Here is an 18,978-nt window from a genome sequence, read left to right on the forward strand (position 1 = left end):
AAAATCACATGGCCAATGTCTTAAAGACAATTAGAACTGGTAATGATTACATTGAAAGTCTTAGAGGTCGTGATCTCAAAGTTTACCTGTTTGGGGAATTAGTTAAAGAACCTGTAGATCATCCAATGATTAGACCATCAATTAATGCCGTTGCAGAGACATATGATTTGGCTGTACGTGAAGAGGCACTTGCTTCTGCACATTCATCTCTTACTGGATTAACCGTTAATCGATTTTTACATATTGCAGAAAGTGCACAAGATTTAGTTTTACAAAATAAAATGCAAAGAAAACTAGGACAAAACACTGGAACATGTTTTCAGAGATGCGTCGGAATGGATGCACTAAATTCTTTACATTCGACCACATTTGAAATTGATGAGAAGCACAAGACAGACTATCATAAACGATTTTTAGAATTTGTAAAGATGGTTCAAAAAGAAAATCTGGTAATTGGCGGTGCCATGACTGATCCAAAAGGAGATCGAAGTAAGGGACCAGCAGAACAAGATGATCCTGACTTGTTTACCAGAATAGTTGACCGAGATGAAAAAGGAATCTATGTTTCAGGTGCTAAAGCACATCAAACCGGCTGTATTAATTCTCATTGGATAATTCTCATGCCTACAGTAAGATTAACTGAAAATGACAAAGATTGGGCAGTTGTTGGTGCAATTCCCGCTGATGCTAAAGGTGTGACTTACATCTATGGAAGACAATCATGTGACACAAGAAGTATGGAGGAAGGTGATATTGATTCTGGTAATGCAAAGTACGGTGGACAAGAAGCACTGATGATTTTAGATAGAGTATTCATTCCATGGGATAAAGTATTCATGCATGGCGAATATGAATTTGCATCAATGTTGATTGAACGCTTCACTTGTTACCATAGACGTAGTTATGTTTGCAAAACAGGATTAGGTGATGTTCTAATTGGTGCAGCGGCTACAATAGCTGATTACAACGGAGTTCCAAATGTATCTCATATCAAAGATAAGATTATTGAGATGACTCATCTCAATGAAACAATCTTTGCTGCTGGAATTGCATCATCCCATCAAGGTCACAAAATGAAATCAGGAGTATATCTAAACGAAGATGTATTGGCACAAGTTTGTAAACACAATGTAACACGTTTTCCATATGAAATTAGTAGACTTGCACAAGATATTGCTGGAGGTCTAGTTGTAACCCTGCCATCTGAGAAAGATTTTAGGCATCCTGTTGCAGGTCCATTACTCAAAAAATATCTTAAAGGTCGTAAAGGGGCAGATGTTGAAAATAGAATGAGAATTCTTAGGCTAATTGAAAATATGACCTTGGGACGAAATGCTGTTGGTTATCTTACAGAATCAATGCATGGAGCTGGTTCTCCACAAGCACAGAGAATACAAATTCAGAGACAGATGCAAATTGGATATAAGAAGAATCTTGCAAAAAATCTTGCAGGAATTACAAACGATATTGAAGAACCAAACGAACTATCTGACTATTTTAATCGTATATTCAAGACTAAAGATTCAATTCTTTAGTTTTAGATATTTTTACAAGATATTTTATTCAAAAACAATCCTGATGTTTTAGGAAAATTATTTTTGGTCTTTCTCTGACTCTTGCTTTTCTGCTTTAGTAGAACTATCATTGTCGTGATTTGAATACGCTTTATCTTTTTCTAGTTTATCTAATTCTGGAATATTTGCAGTAGACTCTATATTAGAATCATTTTTCTTAAATGGATCCTGCAAACTAAGTTCTTTCTCATTTTTCTTTTTAGTCATCTGCTTTACAACCATGATTCCTATGACAATTACAATAATTACATAATTAATTGGAGGTTTCAGTAGTTGAGTGACATAACCCACTTGAGGAATTACATATGCTACTTTACCGATATATTCTTCTTTGGTAATTGGAAAGTCAGTTCCTGGAATTGAGGCAGGGTTTGCATCTCCTTTTGTTCTGATGGTTTTTGGTTCATCATCTATAACTGATGCAACTCTATGAACAATTACTCTGTCATGTCCTGAAGGACGATTAAAGACAATGATATCTCCAACTTCAATGTCGTCAAACGGTACATGTCCTTGAACAATCAATACATCATAAACTTCTAAAACAGGTATCATGCTTCCACTTGCAACTACATAAAATGGATTTTGTGTTCCAAACACAACTTGTAGACCAATCCAGATCACAAGCACTCCTATAGCTACAATTAAAATATCTTTGAGTATTCCTTTTGACATTAATTTTTTGTTCAACATTTGCATTTCCTATTGATTAACTGATTAAATTTATCAACACTTATTGTAGCTTACTGCCACATTCTTCACAGAATTTGGAACCCTCTTTATTTGAAAATCCACATTTTGTACATTTTCCTGGTTGAGTAGCTTGAGGTGCTGCAGTTGGATTTCCTAAAAGAATCACTTCTCCTACTTTTTTTATGTTGTTCCATGGGATACTTTCCTCGGTTCCATCATTTTTAATAATTAACAATACTACTGATTGATTAGAATCAATTCCAACTTGTTTTGCATTACCAATTTTTTTAGCATTTTCATCATATACTGCTAATCCTTCAATTGAGCTAACTGTAGTAGATGAACTTGGTTGAGTAGATGATTGTACACTGGTTTCTGTTTTTATTTGAGTTTGTGCTGGTTCTAGAACTTTTGGTGCGACAGTTTGACTAGAAGGCTCTAATGGCTTTGCACTTCCTACATCTACTGTTTCATTTTGTTTTTTAAATTCTCTATATTCAGCTATTACTGCTTTACAAGAATTACAAATGTATTGACCTTTTTCTGCAAGAATTAAATTTTCTGCAACCTCTTCGTTTGGATTTTCAAATTCAATTTTTGGAGGACCTTCAAATTCTTTTTCACATGTATTGCAAAAATGTTTAGTGATTCTTTGACTATCTAATCTGCCAATAGGTGCTAAAAATAAATCTGGACCTCCCAGGTTGCCTTTCATTTGCTGCTGGTCATTTACAGTTGCCATTACATAACCGCCAGATCCTCGTAATTTTTTAAGTCTAAGTTCGGCGCTCATATTTCCGTTTTATCGAAACGACATTTAAGTATATATCATTAAATCATTTTTTGATTTTCTATCCAACAAAAAATACGGTGTAAACTCTTGTGAACATTTTTAGGGATGTTCAATAAATTATAATCATTATGGGAATAACAGAAGTTTCAGATGCAAAGTCTTGGGAAATCAATGTGATTAACTCTGATATACCAGTGTTTGTTGACTTTTGGGCTCAATGGTGTGGCCCATGTAGAATGGTAAGCCCTGTAGTTGAAGAATTGGCAAATGATTATCAAGGTAAAGTAAAATTTGTCAAAGTCAACGTTGATGAGGCTAACGAATTAGCATCCAAATACAATGTTTTTAGCATTCCAACCTTAATTCTCCTTAACAAAGGTGAAATAGTTAGTCAGCAAGTTGGTGCTGCATCAAAAGAATCATACAAAAATATGATTGATAGAGCATTACAAGCATAAATCATTACACATCTTTCTATTTTTTGATCCTAAAGTAATTAATATTCCAAAAATAAAGCATCGGTATGTCATTTGGTGAAGTAGATACTCTCAACATGCTTTTTGATAAATTACAAAGCTTGTTTGATGAATCTCAAGGTTACTATGAATCATTTCTTGATACAAATAACATGTACAAAAAAGGCCTACTAAGTGACAAAGAATTCTTTCAAAAACTAGGTGATTATGTTGTAGCTTATTCTGCACTAGAATTTTTAGCAATCAAAGTAATTTTTGAGCTGAAAAAATCTCGTGGTTCAGGTACTGGTAATACTCAATCACCTGGATTGATGCCAGGAATGGGACAACCTGGAATGATGAGTGGAATGGGTATGCCAAGATCAGGTTCTGCCCAAAATCCTGTTGGCGGACCTCCTGGAATTGTATCTGCAAAAGAAGCCTTTGGTGATGTTGGAACTTTACCATCTCCAGATCCATCATTAATGCCAAGAAGAACTGTTGAATCTAGTGGAAATGGATGCAAATCATGTGGTGCATCATTAAGACCAAACGCAAAGTTTTGCACAAAATGTGGAACTAAGGCCTAAAATTATTTTTAAAAATTAATCCTGCGTTGTACCGCATTCAGGACAGAATTTTGCTGTATTTGATAGAGTTGTACCGCATTCAGAACAGAATTTTCCATCTTGAGTGGTTTGTGAGAATGCATTTCCATAAACGTTTGAGCTTTTAACTGCACCTGATGGTTCGTATTTGTCATCATCAATTAAAATCGGTGCAAAGTCTTGTTCTACCATAAATGTAAGCATTCGTGGAAGTGAATTTTCTTTATTTTCAGGATCTGGGACTGTATCTCCTAACCAAAATGCAAATCTCATAAGAGTTAGTTCTGGAGTGGAAAATGCAAGAGTGTGTTTTGACATGTATTCTTGTGCTGCTTTTTTTCCATCAAAAACCTTCATGGAAGATTGTAATCATTGTTTATGTATAATAGTTTCTGGAAACTATTTTTAATGGACCGGGGGGGAATTGAACCCCCGACATCCTCGTTGCGAACGAGGCATTATACCACTAAACCACCGGCCCGTGCATTACCTCTAAGAGATGTGTTTTTATTCATTTTCTAAAGAAAGTACTCAAATATGCATAAAAATTAATTTTAATTATTTTTTTTATATGTAAACCATATATCTCAAATTATATTTGTATAGTAGTGGGAAAATCCATCAAAGAAAGAATCAAAGAGTCTGTCTCAGATGTTGAAAAAGACATAGTGGATATTAGCAAAGAACAACGTAGAGGAATAAAAAAAGAGTACAAGGACATTGAAAAGATAAGGCACCATAAAGAATTTATTTATTACAAAACAGATGCTCTTGCCATAGTTAGTCGCAAACTAGGAGGATTTGATGAATTTCTTAAAATTGTTGATGAGTTGACTCGAGAAGGATATCGGATGATGAACTCTGAAGATGTAAAAAATATCTTGGCAAACTTTGGAATAAGTGTGCCTGGACAAAACAGGGGAATTTTATATTATTTTCAAAACAAAAAATACATCACCTAATATTTCATTTGTTTATCTCTAAGGAACTACCAAGTGAACACCAACACAGCTAAAGTTGGTTCTGTCTCGAATTTCAGAATCTTGAGATTTAGAAAATTGATATATGAAAACTGTATCTTGTAGGTATGTGCCATAACTTGTAATCTCACATTTGTCAAATTTCCAAGTTTGAATTATAGCACCTTTTCCGTCTAACACATCAATGTCAATGTTAAATTTGTTAAGAAGACTTCCTCTATCCATCCAATCGCTTACAAATTTGTAGAATTGTTTTTTGTCAGCATTTGGTAAAGATTCCAAAAAGAATTTTGGGTTAATATCTCTAAATTCATACATTCTACCACGAGGATCGTCTGCTGCACCTGATTCGGAGCTAGTTATTTCAAATTTTTCAAAATATGTTGTTGAAATTGGAGCTACAATGTTGGAAATAGTCACTTTAAAACTCTGAGCACGTTCTTCATCTGTTACTGATGTTTGAGCTGCAGTTACTTCAGTTATTGGAATTTGGATAATTCCATTTGTAATAAGATATTGTAATGATTTGATATAATCTGATTCACTAATTGTTCCTTCAGACCACCATTTTGCATTATTTTTAATCCAATCAGGAATATTTGAATTATTTGCAAAAGCAAGAGTGGAAAATCCAAAGACCGGTAAAACTGTAAAACCAAATAAGAGTAAAACAAGTAATTTTTTATTCATAATGAATTTATCACTACTTGAAAGTAAGATAAATACTTTGAAGTGAATTTTCATAATCAAATAAAAAATGAGAGGCTATATTTGAGCAATGCATATCTGAAAATGATGAATCTTACTATGGTCTAATTTTTACTATTATTATGAACAATCTATCGAATTTTATCCAAAAATTATCTAAACCTAAGTTTATCTCAACGCATAATAGACTGCAAGACATGAAAATTTTCTGATGACGTATGATACCGTGATCACAAATTCACACATAATTTTACCTCAAGGGATGCTTGACAAAAATATCATAATTGATGAAGGAAAAATTGTTGGTTTCACAAATGATATCCCTGCATGTGATCATAAAATAAATGGAAATGGTTTAATCTCAATACCTGGACCAATAGATACCCATGTTCATTATGGAGTATATTCTCCAATTGATCAGGCTGCAAAAACAGAATCACACGCTGCAGCTATTGGCGGAATTACAACGATGATGAGAATGTTACGACTTGGAAATTCATTTAAAAATTCATTGTCAGATCAACTAGAAGCTGCATCAAAAAATCATTATATTGATTATACAATTCATGCATCTATTTTTACTCCTCAACAAATTAAAGAAATGTCTTACTGTATTGAAAAAGGAATCACTTCATTTAAAATTTACATGAATCTTGGTGGTGATGTAGGTCATGTGTATATGGACATGGCACCATATTCAACTCAATTATCAGAAGCAACAGTAAATGTAACTGACAAAATAGTAGAAGAAATTGTAAAAAATGCGGCATCACTTGGTTGTCCTGTTTTAGTTCATGCCGAAGATTATGAATCATGTGCATGTGGAATAAAGACCGCTAAAGAGAAAAATCGTGATGGACTTCCTGCATGGTCTGAAAGCCGTTCACCAGAATTTGAAGCAAAGGCAATAAAAACAATTTCAAAATTTGGAAGAAATTATGACTGTACAATCTATTTTGTTCATATTGGTTCTCAAAAAGCATTAGAGCAAATTAAAGAAGAACGAAAACTAGGAACTAAAATTTTTGTTGAAACTTGTCCACATTATCTCACATTATCTTATGAAAATCAAAAAGGATATCTTGCCAAAGTCATGCCTCCGATTAGAACTGTTCAAGATAACACTGCTGTATGGGATGCATTATCACATAATCTAATTGATACTATAGGAACAGATCATGTTGCAAATCAATTAAAACTGAAACTTGGTGGTACTGATATTTGGGGGGCTCTTGCTGGATTTCCAGGCATAGGTACTGTAATTCCAATTTTATTAAGTGAAGGTGTAAATAAAAATAGAATTTCACTTGAACAATTTGTAAAATTTACTAGTACTAATGCTGCCAAAATATTTGGAATGTATCCAACAAAAGGAACTCTGGATAAAGGTGCTGATGCTGATATTACAATGATAAATTTAAAAAAAGAAAATAAGGTTTCCTCAGAACTATTTGGTGGCTTTTCTGATTATATTGTATATGAGGGAATGTCACTGAAAGGATGGCCAGTTAAAACAATAGTGAGAGGCCAACTTGTGGCTGAGGATTTTCAAGTTGTTGGAAAATTAGGTCATGGAAAGTTTGTTAAACGTTCTATCTCCTAAATATCAATTATCAAATAAAATATTTAATTGGATCTTAAGACCAGCAACGATTAGTTGTTTGGTGAGAGACCCAACTATTCATATCTTCTCAAAATAGTATTTAGATCCTACTGATAATTTCTACGTGAGTCTTTTAAGGAAAATTTCTAAACTTACTATGGTTATCATACGCTAATGAAGTCATTCGCCTGCTGTGACCAAACCATCGTCCAAGACTTGGGCACTTTGGCCCAAGTCTGTTCATTAGATTATGGATCATTGATCTGAACAAATTGTTCATAGATCTTTTAAACTAATTTTCATTATACTATGATATGTTAGAAAATACCACTGAACAAAAACATGCTTGGGAAGAAGTCCGAGGCTTATCATGGCTAATTTCTGATGATGAATAATTCAAAACAGCATCTATATTCTCAAATCCTCAAATTGTAATGATTTAACACTGAATTGTTTTTCAGTAAAATAATCTCTAAATTATGTCAAATTTACCGCCTGTTTTGGCTCTGTAAATGACGTCGGGTTTTCTGATAAATATTCCAGATTCTATCACTCCTGCTACTTGTTTTATTTTTTGAGATAGGATTTTTGGATTTTTTATTACTCCAAAATTACAATCAAGAATAATATTTCCATTCTCTGTAAAGAATGGATATCCTCTATCAATTAAACGAAGTTCTGCTTTTCCTCCTAATTTTTTGATTTCATAAGTAACTAAATTCCTTGCTTGAGGATGAACTTCAACTGGAACTGATCTTGTAAAGTTTTTAACAAATTTTGATTTATCTGCCATGACTACTACTTTTTTTGCTAGATTAAACAAAATATTTTCTCGTAATAAAGCTCCACCACCACCTTTGATGACAAATTTTTGCGAATCAATTTGATCAGCACCATCAAAAACAATATCAATGTGATCAACTTGTTCAGCTTCAACTAATGGAATTCCTCCTTTTTCAGCAATCAATTTAATTTGTAATGAAGTTGGAACTCCTTTGATGTTATAATTTTTTATTTTTATAAACGATGAAAGAGATTTAACAAATGCAGTAGCTGCTCTACCGCTACCTAACCCAATTACAAAATCATCTTTTACAAATTTTAATGCATCAGTTGATAATGCCTCAATGGCACCATCATAGGACAATTACTCTACCTCGGCTTGTTCAATCTTGGAGAGTACTTTCATTATTTCGCCTTTGATCTTATCTAAATCATCTGAATTGTCTTCATCAAAGTCATCATCTAATACTGTAATTGGATTTGATTTCTTTGGTTCTGGAAGAGCCTTGTGCTCAGTTATTTTTGCAACTTCTTTATTTATGTCTGGTTTTGTTTCGAATTTGATCTCTTGTTTTGTATTAATTTCTTGTATAATCTCAATTTTATCTTCAATTTTTGGTTGAACTACTTTGATCTCTTCTTTTGGTTTGATCATTTCTTGAATGATCTCTTCTTTTGGTTCAACTGCTTTTTCAAATAATGGGAACTTTGGTTCCTTATTTGAAAATCTAGTTAATGTAGTTAATTCAAATGATTGTCTAGAATTTGGTTGTGGTATTATGATAGGATCTATTTTTGTTTCTTTTGGTTTTTCAAAATTAAATATTTTCTTATTTTGTTTTGCTTCTGATTTTGTTTCCATACTCTCTTCTTTTATTTCTGAAGTAGGTGGATTTGCAGCTATGATCTTTGATGATAATTCATACAATCTATCATCTAATCTTGATAGCTTTTGATCCATTAATGTAATTAATCCGTCACCGATAGGTCCTAGATCTGGGTGATGGCTTGCATCTTCAAGCTTTTCTAATTTTGCAAGTACGATTCCTAATTGATGTTGATATTTTAGCAATAGCTTATCTTTTTGAATTTTTGGAAAATCATAATCTGTTTGATATAATCTAGAAATTGTTTTTGTTAGAATGTCTTTTTCAATTTTTAAAGAATTAATTTGAGTTCTAATGTGTGAACTAGCACCTAAACTAAGTAACTGTGTTTTGTTTCTTGGCATTTTTCTTGCAGCAGCTGCTGTAGCAACACCAGCTATAGAACTAAGAATTATTGCAATCTCTTGCATCTACGTATACCATTTAATCCAGGAATACTTTCTGCGTTTAGCCTCTGGGAATCCACAACTTGCACATTGGTGGTGTCTCTTATGAAACGCATTATTACCACATCTTCTACATCTAATGTGTACTTTTTTCTTTGTAAAACCACCCATAGAAGTTGTGCCGCGTGTCATCTCAATTCACCTAATTTGCTGCTGGTGGAGGAGATATCATCACAACATTGTCTCCTCTTACAACAATGGTGCCTAGGCTTTTTGAATTGCCCTCAGTAGGAATTTCCTCTGATGAGTCAAGTAGCAGGTTCATGTGCTGATCAAAACCAAGTAGATTGCCTCTAATGGTTTTGCCGCCTTTGAGTTTTATCAATACTATTTGATTGATACTCTCATCCAATACTTTTACTGCCATATCAACGGACATTATATCACTTATTGGCTTTGATATTGAGGGATTATATTAAAATTTCATTGGTGTAACTTTGAACTATGCTCAGTAAGGCAAGTTTGACACTTTTTTCCAAGATTTTTCATGATTTCATCTAAAATCACCAATCCATCCCTCTTTGTTGCATTTCTTGGATCTCCCCAAATTCCGTTTTTTGTAACTTTTGGAAATGATTTTGATGCTAATTGTCCTAGCTTTTTGATTTGATGTTGTTTCATTCCGTCTGTTACAAGTCCCTTTTTGGCCAATTTCATTTTGATATTTTTTGAAATTGCAAGCATCAGTGAGGTTTCAACAAATCCGGCATGATCAAATTCTCTTTGCATAAAATGCCAATATGAAAGTGAAAAAATTTGGAGTTTATTTTTTGATAATCTTCTGAATTTTTCATCGATGTTTTTTAATGGTTTTTGATTTCCATGATGTCCATTAATGATAAAAACTGTTTTGATGTTATTTGCAAGAAGTGATTTACACAAATCACTCATGATAGTACGAAGTGTTGTTTCTTTGATACTGATGTTAAAAAACGGTGAATGTTCAAACGATACTCCATATGTTAATGTAGGTAAAAGAAAACAATTCATCTTTTCTGATAATCTTTTTGCTATTTCTGTAACAATATCAGAATCAGTAGAAATTGGTAGATGTGGACCATGTTGTTCTATTGAGCCTACGGGAATAATTGCAATCTGTTTTTTCTTTTTAATAATTTTCCTTAATTCGGGATCAAATTGGGATTTAATTTCTACCATTTATTTCACTTTGACTTGACATGTACCTTTCTCCAACGAACCTCAAGTTTGTTTTCTAGATGCATCTTTGTGGCTTTAAGCAAAGTGTCTGCTTCCAATTTCTGACCTTTGGATTTAATTTCCTCTAAAGAATCATCTGGATCAACTTTAAAAGAATCTTGGAAAATTATTGGTCCTTGATCCAAGTTTTCCGTTACGTAGTGGGCAGTTACACCAACTATTTTTGTTCCTCTCTCAAATGCTTGTGCATATGCAAGTGCACCTGGAAATGCAGGTAAGAGTGATGGGTGAATATTGATTATTCTGTTTGGATACCTCCACACAAAATTTGGACTAAGTATTTTCATATATCTTGCAAGGACAATTAGATCAATCTCATATTTTTTACAAATTTCTAATATTTTTTCTTCAGCTTTTTCTTGATTTGATTCTGAGATTGTAATAAATGGAATTTTTGCTTTTTTTGCTATTGGTTCTAATGTTTTTTCAGTACCTATTATTGCTGAAATGCATCCTTTCAATGATTTCTTTTTGGCAGCATCAAGTATTGTTTCTAGACATCGTGGTTCTTTTGTAACTAGTATTGCAATATTTTTTTCAGAATTTGTTTCATGATGTGTACTTACATCCATTTTCTCTTTTTTTGATAATAATTGAATCCCAGAATCAAATTTTTTCACATTTACTATCTTTGTAAATGATGCTTCAAGATACATTCCAAAAAGACCTTTGACAACATTTTGATTTACTTTTTCAATGTTTCCACCGTTTTCAAATACAAAATTAGTAAATGCTGCAACTATTCCCTCTCTATCTTTTCCAACTACTGTAATACCAATCACTGTCTTTTTCATAACTTTTTTTGATCACTATTTTCTCATTATTAATCATTCACAGAAATAGACAACTAATGCGGGAGGTGGGATTTGAACCCACGAACTCCTAAGAGATAGGGTCCTAAGCCCTACGCCTTTGACCAGGCTGGGCGACTCCCGCATCGGACTTGCCATTAAACACAAATTTATCTATTATTGAAGTGAACTATGGCAAAATTTTTTGGAACAAATGGCATTCGCGGTGTTTTTTCTGAAGATTTTAGCTTAGAATTTGTACATGATATGACATTGGCAATTGCAACTTATTTCAAATCAGGACCGATATTGATTGGATACGATGGAAGAGAATCAAGTCAAATAATTGCAAAAATTGTGTGTTCTGCAATAAATTATACCGGACTTAACTGCAATAATGCAGGACTTGTACCAACTCCTTGTCTTGAATATGCTGTAAAGAAACTTGGATATTCTGGTGGAATTATGATTACAGCATCTCATAACCCTCCACAATATAATGGAATTAAACCCGCTGCAAAAGATGGTGTAGAAATACCACGAGAAGATGAATTGGTAATAGAAGATATTTTTTTGAATAAAAATTGGATAAAAAATCCAACTACATTTGGAACTACAGGTAAAGAAAACAGAGCAATTGATGTTTATGTTAATGGAATAATTTCACATATAGATTCCCAGAAGATAAAATCAAAACATCTGAAAGTTGTTTTGGATTTAGGAAATGGGGCACAGGCAGTTACTGCACCTATATTTTGTAAATCAATAGGATGTGAAATGTTTTTAATTAATGATAAAATTGATGGACAATTTCCTGGACGTGGTTCTGAACCAACCCCTCAAAATCTTTCTGAACTTTCCAAATCAGTTAAAGAAAATAATGCAGATTTTGGAATTGCATTTGATGGTGATGGAGATCGAAGTATATTTTGTGATAATAACGGAGAGATTCTCACTGGTGATAAATCCGCTTTAGTCCTTACAAAATTTATTTTACAAAAAAATCCTAATTCTCTAGTTGTTACTTGTTTGAATTCTGGTTTAAATATAGAACTTGTTGCAAATGAATTTAATTCAAAAGTAATACGAACTAAAGTTGGAAGTGTAGAAGTATCGCGAAAGATGGTACCTACAAATGCATTAATTGGTTTTGAAGAAAATGGGGGATTTATGTTTGGAAAACATAATCAGGTAAGAGATGGTTGTATGACTTTAGCTTTAATGATGGATCTTTTAGCAAAATCTGAAAAAACACTATCTGAATTAATTTCTGAACTTCCACCCTCTTTTACAACAAAAGATAAAATTCCATGTTCTCAAGATGATTCTAAAAAACTAATAAAATCACTAAAAGAAGAATTTCCTAATTCTGATATAACTGACGGAATCAAAATTACAATAGATTCTAAAAACTGGGTTATGATAAGACCCAGTGGTACGGAACCCATCATTAGAATATACGGAGAAGCTGAAAGTCAGCAAAAACTAGACACTTTGATGTCAAAATACATTCAAAAAGTCAAGTCTGTCATTTCCGATAACACTTTTAAAACCAATCCATAGCATGATGGGAATGGAGAATGATCCCTAAAGGGTGACATAGTATGGGTAAAGCTTATTATGTAAAATTTGAGACGCCAGAGGAACTGGTAAATCCAATCTTGGAAGCTGTTAGAGTTGCATCTACCAGTGGTAAAGTAAAGAAAGGAACCAATGAGGCAACAAAAGCCATTGAACGAGGTACAAGCAAACTTATCGTTATCGCTGAAGATGTTGAACCACCAGAAGTAGTAGCACATCTTCCTATCTTATGTGAAGAGCAAGGCGCAGCATATGCATTTGTTCCAAGCAAACAAGAATTAGGAAAGTCTTTGGGCATTGACATTACTTCTGCCGCTGCAGCAATTTTAGATGCTGGTGATGCACAACACATAGTTGACCAAGTTGTCTCAGCAATTGCTAAAATTAAAGGTGGAAAGTCTAGCAAATGAGTACTACAACTGACGACGTAACTCAATCTGAAATTATTCAAATTGTTGGTCGAACTGGTATTGCAGGTGAAGTTATTCAAGTTAGAGTAAAAGTTCTTTCTGGTAAGGATAAAGGTAGAATTCTTACAAGAAATGTTAAAGGTTCTGTTAGAATAGGAGAGATTCTTATGTTAAGAGAAACCGAGAGAGAAGCAAAGAAAATTCATTAGGTGAAATAGATGAGTCTTTTAGTTAAACCCTGCAGTTTTTGTGCTAGACCTGTTGCAAAAGGTTCAGGTACAATGCTTGCAAAAAATGATGGAACTGTTTTATGGTTCTGTTCAGCAAAATGCAAGAAAAATGCTCTAGAACTAAAACGTGATCCAAGAAAATTAAAGTGGACCAAAAAATACGTTAAAGGCGGAATTCAACACAAGAAATAAAATTGACTGAACAAACTCTTTTCATTGTAAAACCAGATGCAGTAGCTAGAAAACTTACTGGTGAAGTTATTGCAAGATTTGAAAGAAAGGGATTCAAACTTTTAAAATTAAAGATGTTTACATTCACACAAAAACAAGCTGAAAATTTTTATGGCGTACATAAAGATAAACCATTTTTTGGTGAGCTGACATCTTTTATCACATCTGGACCTGTAGTTGCAGCAATAATTGAAGGAAACAATGCAATTGCAACCACACGAATTATGATTGGTGCAACAAAATCCTTTGAAGCAGTACCTGGTTCTATTCGTGGAGATTTTGGATTAGGATTTAGTGACAATATCATTCATGCATCTGATTCACAAGAAAATTTTGATCACGAATCGAGGGTAGCATTTGAGTGATCTGATTGCAAATTCGTCAACCCATCGTGGTAGTTTTAGGTCACGTAGACTCTGGTAAAACATCTCTCTTAGATAGAATTAGAGGCACTGGGGTTCAAGGTAGAGAAGCCGGTGGAATTACTCAACATATAGGAGCAAGTTTTCTTCCTACTGAAACAATTAAAGAAACATGTGGACCATTATACAAAAAATTACAAGAGTCAGAAAATCAGGTTCCTGGAATTCTAGTTATTGACACACCTGGACATGAAGTTTTTACAAATCTTAGAGCACGAGGTGGTTCTGCAGCTGATATTGCTATACTTGTAGTTGATGTTAACAGAGGATTTCAACCTCAAACAAATGAAAGTCTGAAAATTCTACAAAGTAGAAAAGTTCCATTTGTTGTTGCACTAAACAAATGTGATCAAATATCAGGATGGAGAAAATCAGATACTAAATTTATCACACAAGCAATCAAAGAACAAGATCAGTTTATTCAAACAGATCTTGATCAAAAAATATATGATGTTGTGGGAACTCTATCTGTTTTGGGATATCAATCTGAAGCATTTTATCGAGTTAAAGATTTTAAATCTGAAATTGCGATTGTGCCAATTTCTGCAAGATCTGGAGTTGGAATACCTGAATTACTTGCAGTATTAGTTGGATTAACTCAGCAATACTTGCAAAAAAGATTAGATCAGAAAGAAAAAGAATCAAGGGGAATTGTACTTGAAGTTAACGAAGAAATAGGACTAGGACATACAGCAAATATAATTTTGATTGATGGAAGTATAAAAAAAACTGATACCATTGTGGTTGCAAAAAGAGATTCTGTTATTATAACAAAACCAAAAGCAATTCTTTTACCAAAACCGCTTGATGAAATGAGAGATCCTAGAGATAAATTCAAACCAGTTCAAAGTGTAGATGCAGCCGCAGGACTCAAAATTGCATCCCCTGACCTTGAAGGAGTTTTACCAGGCAGTACACTTTATGTTGCATCAAATGAAGATGATGTAAAAAAATATACCAAACTAATCGAATCTGAAATGAAATCAGTGTTTATTGATACTGAGACTAATGGTGTTGTTTTAAAATGTGATACTATAGGTTCTCTTGAGGCAATAGTTGAGATGCTACGACGTTCTCAAGTACCGATATCAAAAGCCGACATTGGACCTGTTAACCGTCGTGACATAATGGAAACTAGAGCGATTAAAGAAAATGACCGACATTTGGGAGTTGTTTTGGCATTTAATGTAAAAATTCTTCCTGATGCAAAAGAAGAAGCTGAAAGTGGTCATATCAAAATTTTTGAGGACAAAATAATCTACAGCTTGATTGATAACTACAATGCATGGGTTAGCGAAGATACCGCAAATGAAGATGATGCAATATTTGCAGAACTGACTCCAATCTCTAAATTCACATTTCTCAAAGGATATGTTTTTAGAAATACTGACCCTGCAGTATTTGGAATCAGGGTTGATGTTGGAACATTAAAACAGAAAGTTCCCTTTATGAATAAAGATGGAAGAAAAATTGGTTTAGTACATCAGCTTCAATTAGATAAAAAAACTGTAACTTCTGCAAAAGCAGGACAGGAGGTTGCATGTTCAGTTCAAGGTATAACAATTGGCAGACAAATTTTTGAAGAAGAAGTATTCTATACTTTTCCTCCTTCACATGAAGCAAAAAAAATTCTTGCTAAATTTATGCATAAACTAAGCTCAGAAGAACAAGAAATTTTTAATGAAATTATAGAAATTCAACGTAAAAAAGATGCAGCTTACGCTTACTAGTTTGAATGTTTTTTACAAATCATATGTATTCCGGGAGCACCAACTGCACCCATCATTTTATCTACGATTTGTCCCGATTTGAACATGATAAACATGGGAATTGACTGCACTGAAAATTTCATTGCAATATTTTGATTTTGATCTACATTAACTCGTGCAAATTTTATGTTTGTATATTTTTTTGAAAGACTTTCAAATACTGGATGCATGCTTTTACATGGACCACACCAATCTGCCCAAAAATCAACTAGTGTAGGATTGTCAGCAGAAATTATTTGATTAAAATTTGTACTGTTTAGATCAATTATTCCTGGTTGAATATGAGGTTGATTTTGTTGTTTAAGCATCTCTTCTAGCTTTCTTTGTTTTATTTTCTCAATTTCAGGATCATCTGACAATAATTCTCAACAGTTTGTTTCTATTAAAAAATCTATATTGAATATTTAATCCACATCTGATTTAATTGGCATGGCTTCGTATCTTTTGGACTTACATACTGGGCATTGATCAATGTATTTTGTCATACTTACAGAAGTGTAAACAACTCCGCAATCTCCACAAATTCTAAGATTTCTACTTAGTTTGCCCATGTTAGTAATCGTGTTCATTATGATTAAAAACTTAGTCGTGTTTTTGCCTTTTTAATACCGAAAAACAACATAACTGGTGCTACAAAATACATTCCAATATTCATTAGAATTACTCCAATTCCATATCCTACTATTTCTTGTTCTGTATCAGCTGATAACATTATGGATAGTGATGATAGCATTGGAGTGATTCCAATTTTTACCAATTCTTTAAACATTGGATTTTCTCTTTCCATATCTGCAATTGTAGGTGAGAAGGAATAGTAAAATTGGTTAAATCCAGTCATAAATGAAACTCCGGATGATGTACTCATTACTTTGTTATCTCTAATTTCTCTGAGGAATTGTACTTGTGGTGCCATCTCAGAACCATATGCTGCAGTAGCAATTAGACATCCTCCTCCTTGTGAATTATCAACTATTGTACAGATACCATCAACTAGATCTGTTCCTGGTCCACATTGTCCACTTTCCGGTTCTTTGATTTCAGATTCCTCCAATCCCACGGCATCATAAATTGTCATATCTGGAAAGTTTTCATCAAACCATTTCTTGTAACTTGGTTCATTATTATATCTGTCAATGTAATATTGTGGATCTAGGTTTGGATCAACAAAAGGAGCTATCTCTTTTGGTTCTTCCAAACCTACGGCTTGATAAATTGAGGAATATTCTGGAAAGTTTTCATCAAACCATTTCTTGTAACTTGGTTCATTATTGTATCTGTCAACATATGACTGTGGATCTCTTGTAGGATCAACAAAAGATGCTAATCCAATTTCTGTTGGTTCAGGTTCTTCCAAACCTACGGCTTGATAAATTGAGGAATATTCTGGAAAGTTTTCATCAAACCATTTCTTGTAACTTGGTTCATTATTGTATCTGTCAACATATGACTGTGGATCTCTTGTAGGATCAACAAAAGATGCTAATCCAATTTCTGTTGGTTCAGGGTCCTCTATTTCCGGTTCTGGTTCAGGTTCACTTTTTGGTTCTTGTTTTGGTTGTGATATTGGAGCAGCTGGTTCAGTTACAGTAATTTTCAAAGTTTTTCTATCTTCAACTGCTCCTTTTTTTACTACAATATCAAAAACATATGTTGCAGGACCCTGAGATTCAGTAGGAGTCCACAAAAATTTTCCTGTTTTACTATCAATTGATGCACCGGCCGGCGGATTTTTTTCAAGACTAAAGACTGCATCTGCGAGTGATTCAGTTAATGTTGCAGTAAAAGTTACTGTCTTTTTCTCTTCAACTATTTGATCTGTGATTGTGTTAAGTTTTAGTACAAAGTCTGGCACGACAAAAATCTTATCTCCGTCATATTCTATCTTAATTGTAATTCCGTTTTCTTCTTTTTGATTATCCGTAAATGCTGTTGCATTGAAAAATCCTTTTGATTTGAAGAATTGTGATACATCTCTTGGTAGAGTTGAATACGTTCCATCACTATCTGATGATGGATCAGATAGCATTCCAATGAAATCCCCTATTGAATCTCTTATAATTACAAAAACTGAAGTACTTCCCTCATCTTCATTTCCAATAAATAGGAATTTTCCATCCTTTGAGTATGTATTTTCACCCAACGATAATGTAGTAACGTCTGCATAAGCTGGAACAACTATGATAATACTTAATGAAAACACGAAAAATATAGCTAATTCTATGCGCATAATGTGAGATGTACCTCTTTGCTTTTAAAAAACGCGGATAATTTCTTCTATGGATTTGATAATAAAATTTCACCAAATTCAAAGATCAAGTAGAAATCTCATATACACACCATTTTTTTGTTCAATTTTCATTTCATAAAATGTGGGTGCTTTAATCTCTACCTTGAAATTGTGTTTTAGAAAATCAAGTGGTTCGCCATAAGCTTTGGCATTAATTTTATAGCCTTTATCTTCTTTAATCTCAAGTTCTATTCTTTTAATTGCAAAACCTTCAGTGATTAAAACAAAGGTAACTTCTTCTAACCAACTAAATAAAAGATAGTTTAGATCTTTTCCATGTGCAGTGATCTCTTTTTGTTCAATCTCATTTACTTTATCTTGATCTAATGTGATGTTGATTACAGCATTTGCAGAAACTAAAAACGCTTCTTTGAGATCTTTTGCAGTTACTTCGATAAAGGCATCTGTTGCATGTTCTAAAAATTTGTAACTCAATCATGTTTTTGGAATCTTGCTAATTATTAATTTAAATGGTCATTAAATTACATTCTAATGACTTATTTCATAAT

Annotated in this window: 25 protein-coding genes and 2 tRNA genes; 11 read left to right on the plus strand and 16 right to left on the minus strand. The window is 33.3% G+C overall.

The annotated features are described in order from the left end of the window. Nucleotides 1-8: 8 nt before the first annotated feature. Nucleotides 9-1,535: a 4-hydroxyphenylacetate 3-hydroxylase family protein gene (locus DSQ20_RS01305; RefSeq protein WP_179365767.1), complete on the plus strand. Its 1,527-nt coding sequence runs from the start codon at nucleotides 9-11 to the stop codon at nucleotides 1,533-1,535. A gap of 57 nt (nucleotides 1,536-1,592) precedes the next feature. Here the strand turns inward: DSQ20_RS01305 and DSQ20_RS01310 are convergent, their stop codons facing one another. Both DSQ20_RS01310 and DSQ20_RS01315 read right to left on the minus strand, forming a co-directional pair. Further along, nucleotides 1,593-2,267 (minus strand): signal peptidase I, encoded by a 675-nt coding sequence (locus DSQ20_RS01310; RefSeq protein WP_179365768.1) that lies wholly within the window; start codon nucleotides 2,265-2,267, stop codon nucleotides 1,593-1,595. A 40-nt stretch (nucleotides 2,268-2,307) separates the two neighbouring features. After that, a complete protein-coding gene (locus tag DSQ20_RS01315; protein WP_179365769.1) occupies nucleotides 2,308-3,060 on the minus strand; it encodes a PRC-barrel domain-containing protein in 753 nt (250 codons plus the stop codon). A gap of 128 nt (nucleotides 3,061-3,188) precedes the next feature. Between DSQ20_RS01315 and trxA (DSQ20_RS01320) the strand changes: the two genes are divergently transcribed. Together trxA (DSQ20_RS01320) and DSQ20_RS01325 are read left to right on the plus strand one after the other, a co-directional pair. After that, nucleotides 3,189-3,518, plus strand: coding sequence for a thioredoxin (gene trxA / locus DSQ20_RS01320; RefSeq protein WP_007549557.1), 330 nt, complete (start codon nucleotides 3,189-3,191; stop codon nucleotides 3,516-3,518). A gap of 65 nt (nucleotides 3,519-3,583) precedes the next feature. Beyond that, nucleotides 3,584-4,105 carry a zinc ribbon domain-containing protein gene (locus DSQ20_RS01325; RefSeq protein WP_179365770.1) on the plus strand — a complete coding sequence of 174 codons (522 nt, stop codon included), beginning with the start codon at nucleotides 3,584-3,586 and terminating at the stop codon, nucleotides 4,103-4,105. A gap of 15 nt (nucleotides 4,106-4,120) precedes the next feature. On the opposite strand, the gene DSQ20_RS01330 is transcribed toward DSQ20_RS01325, so the two are convergent. Further along, on the minus strand, nucleotides 4,121-4,480 hold the full coding sequence (locus DSQ20_RS01330) for a zinc ribbon domain-containing protein (protein WP_179365771.1): 360 nt from the start codon (nucleotides 4,478-4,480) through the stop codon (nucleotides 4,121-4,123). Between the two features lie 52 nt (nucleotides 4,481-4,532). Then, nucleotides 4,533-4,604, minus strand: a tRNA-Ala gene (locus DSQ20_RS01335). Nucleotides 4,605-4,731: 127 nt separating this feature from the next. Here DSQ20_RS01335 and DSQ20_RS01340 point away from each other — a divergent pair. Beyond that, complete coding sequence (locus tag DSQ20_RS01340) at nucleotides 4,732-5,085, plus strand: hypothetical protein (protein ID WP_179365772.1); 354 nt, start codon at nucleotides 4,732-4,734, stop codon at nucleotides 5,083-5,085. 18 nt (nucleotides 5,086-5,103) lie between these two features. Here DSQ20_RS01340 and DSQ20_RS01345 read toward each other — a convergent pair whose 3' ends face one another. Next, on the minus strand, nucleotides 5,104-5,847 hold the full coding sequence (locus DSQ20_RS01345) for a hypothetical protein (protein ID WP_179365773.1): 744 nt from the start codon (nucleotides 5,845-5,847) through the stop codon (nucleotides 5,104-5,106). Nucleotides 5,848-6,022: 175 nt separating this feature from the next. Between DSQ20_RS01345 and DSQ20_RS01350 the strand changes: the two genes are divergently transcribed. Continuing rightward, nucleotides 6,023-7,414, plus strand: coding sequence for a dihydroorotase family protein (locus DSQ20_RS01350; protein WP_179365774.1), 1,392 nt, complete (start codon nucleotides 6,023-6,025; stop codon nucleotides 7,412-7,414). A gap of 472 nt (nucleotides 7,415-7,886) precedes the next feature. On the opposite strand, the gene rpiA is transcribed toward DSQ20_RS01350, so the two are convergent. The 7 genes from rpiA to DSQ20_RS01385 all read right to left on the minus strand — a co-directional run bounded on the left by rpiA (nucleotide 7,887) and on the right by DSQ20_RS01385 (nucleotide 11,684). After that, nucleotides 7,887-8,561 (minus strand): ribose-5-phosphate isomerase RpiA, encoded by a 675-nt coding sequence (rpiA, locus tag DSQ20_RS01355; RefSeq protein ID WP_179365775.1) that lies wholly within the window; start codon nucleotides 8,559-8,561, stop codon nucleotides 7,887-7,889. Further along, on the minus strand, nucleotides 8,562-9,494 hold the full coding sequence (locus DSQ20_RS01360) for a hypothetical protein (protein WP_179365776.1): 933 nt from the start codon (nucleotides 9,492-9,494) through the stop codon (nucleotides 8,562-8,564). Then, on the minus strand, nucleotides 9,495-9,662 hold the full coding sequence (locus DSQ20_RS01365; RefSeq protein ID WP_081470626.1) for a 50S ribosomal protein L37e: 168 nt from the start codon (nucleotides 9,660-9,662) through the stop codon (nucleotides 9,495-9,497). It lies immediately after the preceding gene. Between the two features lie 10 nt (nucleotides 9,663-9,672). Next, nucleotides 9,673-9,909 carry an LSm family protein gene (locus DSQ20_RS01370; RefSeq protein WP_007549569.1) on the minus strand — a complete coding sequence of 79 codons (237 nt, stop codon included), beginning with the start codon at nucleotides 9,907-9,909 and terminating at the stop codon, nucleotides 9,673-9,675. Between the two features lie 44 nt (nucleotides 9,910-9,953). Beyond that, nucleotides 9,954-10,688, minus strand: a complete 735-nt coding sequence (locus DSQ20_RS01375; RefSeq protein ID WP_179365777.1) for a creatininase family protein — start codon at nucleotides 10,686-10,688, stop codon at nucleotides 9,954-9,956. A gap of 5 nt (nucleotides 10,689-10,693) precedes the next feature. Beyond that, a complete protein-coding gene (locus DSQ20_RS01380; protein WP_179365778.1) occupies nucleotides 10,694-11,542 on the minus strand; it encodes a formyltetrahydrofolate deformylase in 849 nt (282 codons plus the stop codon). Nucleotides 11,543-11,599: 57 nt separating this feature from the next. Beyond that, nucleotides 11,600-11,684: transfer RNA gene (locus DSQ20_RS01385), tRNA-Leu, on the minus strand. A 47-nt stretch (nucleotides 11,685-11,731) separates the two neighbouring features. On the opposite strand from DSQ20_RS01385, the gene glmM reads away from it, so the two are divergent. Genes glmM through infB form a run of 6 tightly spaced genes read left to right on the plus strand, consistent with a single transcriptional unit; the run spans nucleotide 11,732 to nucleotide 16,143 of the window. Next, nucleotides 11,732-13,102: a phosphoglucosamine mutase gene (glmM, locus tag DSQ20_RS01390; RefSeq protein ID WP_179365779.1), complete on the plus strand. Its 1,371-nt coding sequence runs from the start codon at nucleotides 11,732-11,734 to the stop codon at nucleotides 13,100-13,102. Between the two features lie 41 nt (nucleotides 13,103-13,143). Next, complete coding sequence (rpl7ae, locus tag DSQ20_RS01395) at nucleotides 13,144-13,530, plus strand: 50S ribosomal protein L7Ae (RefSeq protein ID WP_007549575.1); 387 nt, start codon at nucleotides 13,144-13,146, stop codon at nucleotides 13,528-13,530. Next, complete coding sequence (locus DSQ20_RS01400) at nucleotides 13,527-13,739, plus strand: 30S ribosomal protein S28e (protein WP_007402360.1); 213 nt, start codon at nucleotides 13,527-13,529, stop codon at nucleotides 13,737-13,739. Before rpl7ae ends, DSQ20_RS01400 begins: the two co-directional genes overlap by 4 nt. Nucleotides 13,740-13,748: 9 nt before the next feature. After that, a complete protein-coding gene (locus tag DSQ20_RS01405; protein ID WP_007402359.1) occupies nucleotides 13,749-13,952 on the plus strand; it encodes a 50S ribosomal protein L24e in 204 nt (67 codons plus the stop codon). 2 nt (nucleotides 13,953-13,954) lie between these two features. Further along, nucleotides 13,955-14,356: a nucleoside-diphosphate kinase gene (gene ndk / locus DSQ20_RS01410; protein ID WP_179365780.1), complete on the plus strand. Its 402-nt coding sequence runs from the start codon at nucleotides 13,955-13,957 to the stop codon at nucleotides 14,354-14,356. A 5-nt stretch (nucleotides 14,357-14,361) separates the two neighbouring features. Continuing rightward, nucleotides 14,362-16,143, plus strand: coding sequence for a translation initiation factor IF-2 (gene infB / locus DSQ20_RS01415; RefSeq protein ID WP_179365781.1), 1,782 nt, complete (start codon nucleotides 14,362-14,364; stop codon nucleotides 16,141-16,143). On the opposite strand, the gene trxA (DSQ20_RS01420) is transcribed toward infB, so the two are convergent. The 4 genes from trxA (DSQ20_RS01420) to DSQ20_RS01435 all read right to left on the minus strand — a co-directional run bounded on the left by trxA (DSQ20_RS01420) (nucleotide 16,140) and on the right by DSQ20_RS01435 (nucleotide 18,904). After that, the gene (trxA, locus tag DSQ20_RS01420) at nucleotides 16,140-16,541 is read right to left on the minus strand and encodes a thioredoxin (RefSeq protein ID WP_179365782.1); all 402 of its coding nucleotides are present in this window, start codon (nucleotides 16,539-16,541) and stop codon (nucleotides 16,140-16,142) included. The two genes, infB and trxA (DSQ20_RS01420), sit on opposite strands and share 4 nt — an antisense overlap. Nucleotides 16,542-16,586: 45 nt before the next feature. Next, nucleotides 16,587-16,733, minus strand: coding sequence for a hypothetical protein (locus DSQ20_RS01425; protein WP_179365783.1), 147 nt, complete (start codon nucleotides 16,731-16,733; stop codon nucleotides 16,587-16,589). 23 nt (nucleotides 16,734-16,756) lie between these two features. Beyond that, entirely contained in the window at nucleotides 16,757-18,409 is a 1,653-nt protein-coding gene (locus DSQ20_RS01430) for a CFI-box-CTERM domain-containing protein (protein ID WP_179365784.1), read from the minus strand. Nucleotides 18,410-18,487: 78 nt separating this feature from the next. Further along, on the minus strand, nucleotides 18,488-18,904 hold the full coding sequence (locus tag DSQ20_RS01435) for an archease (RefSeq protein WP_179365785.1): 417 nt from the start codon (nucleotides 18,902-18,904) through the stop codon (nucleotides 18,488-18,490). Nucleotides 18,905-18,978: the final 74 nt, after the last annotated feature.

Origin of the sequence: Nitrosarchaeum sp. AC2, from assembly GCF_013407385.1 — an archaeon.
Classification (GTDB): Archaea; Thermoproteota; Nitrososphaeria; order Nitrososphaerales; family Nitrosopumilaceae; genus Nitrosarchaeum; species Nitrosarchaeum koreense.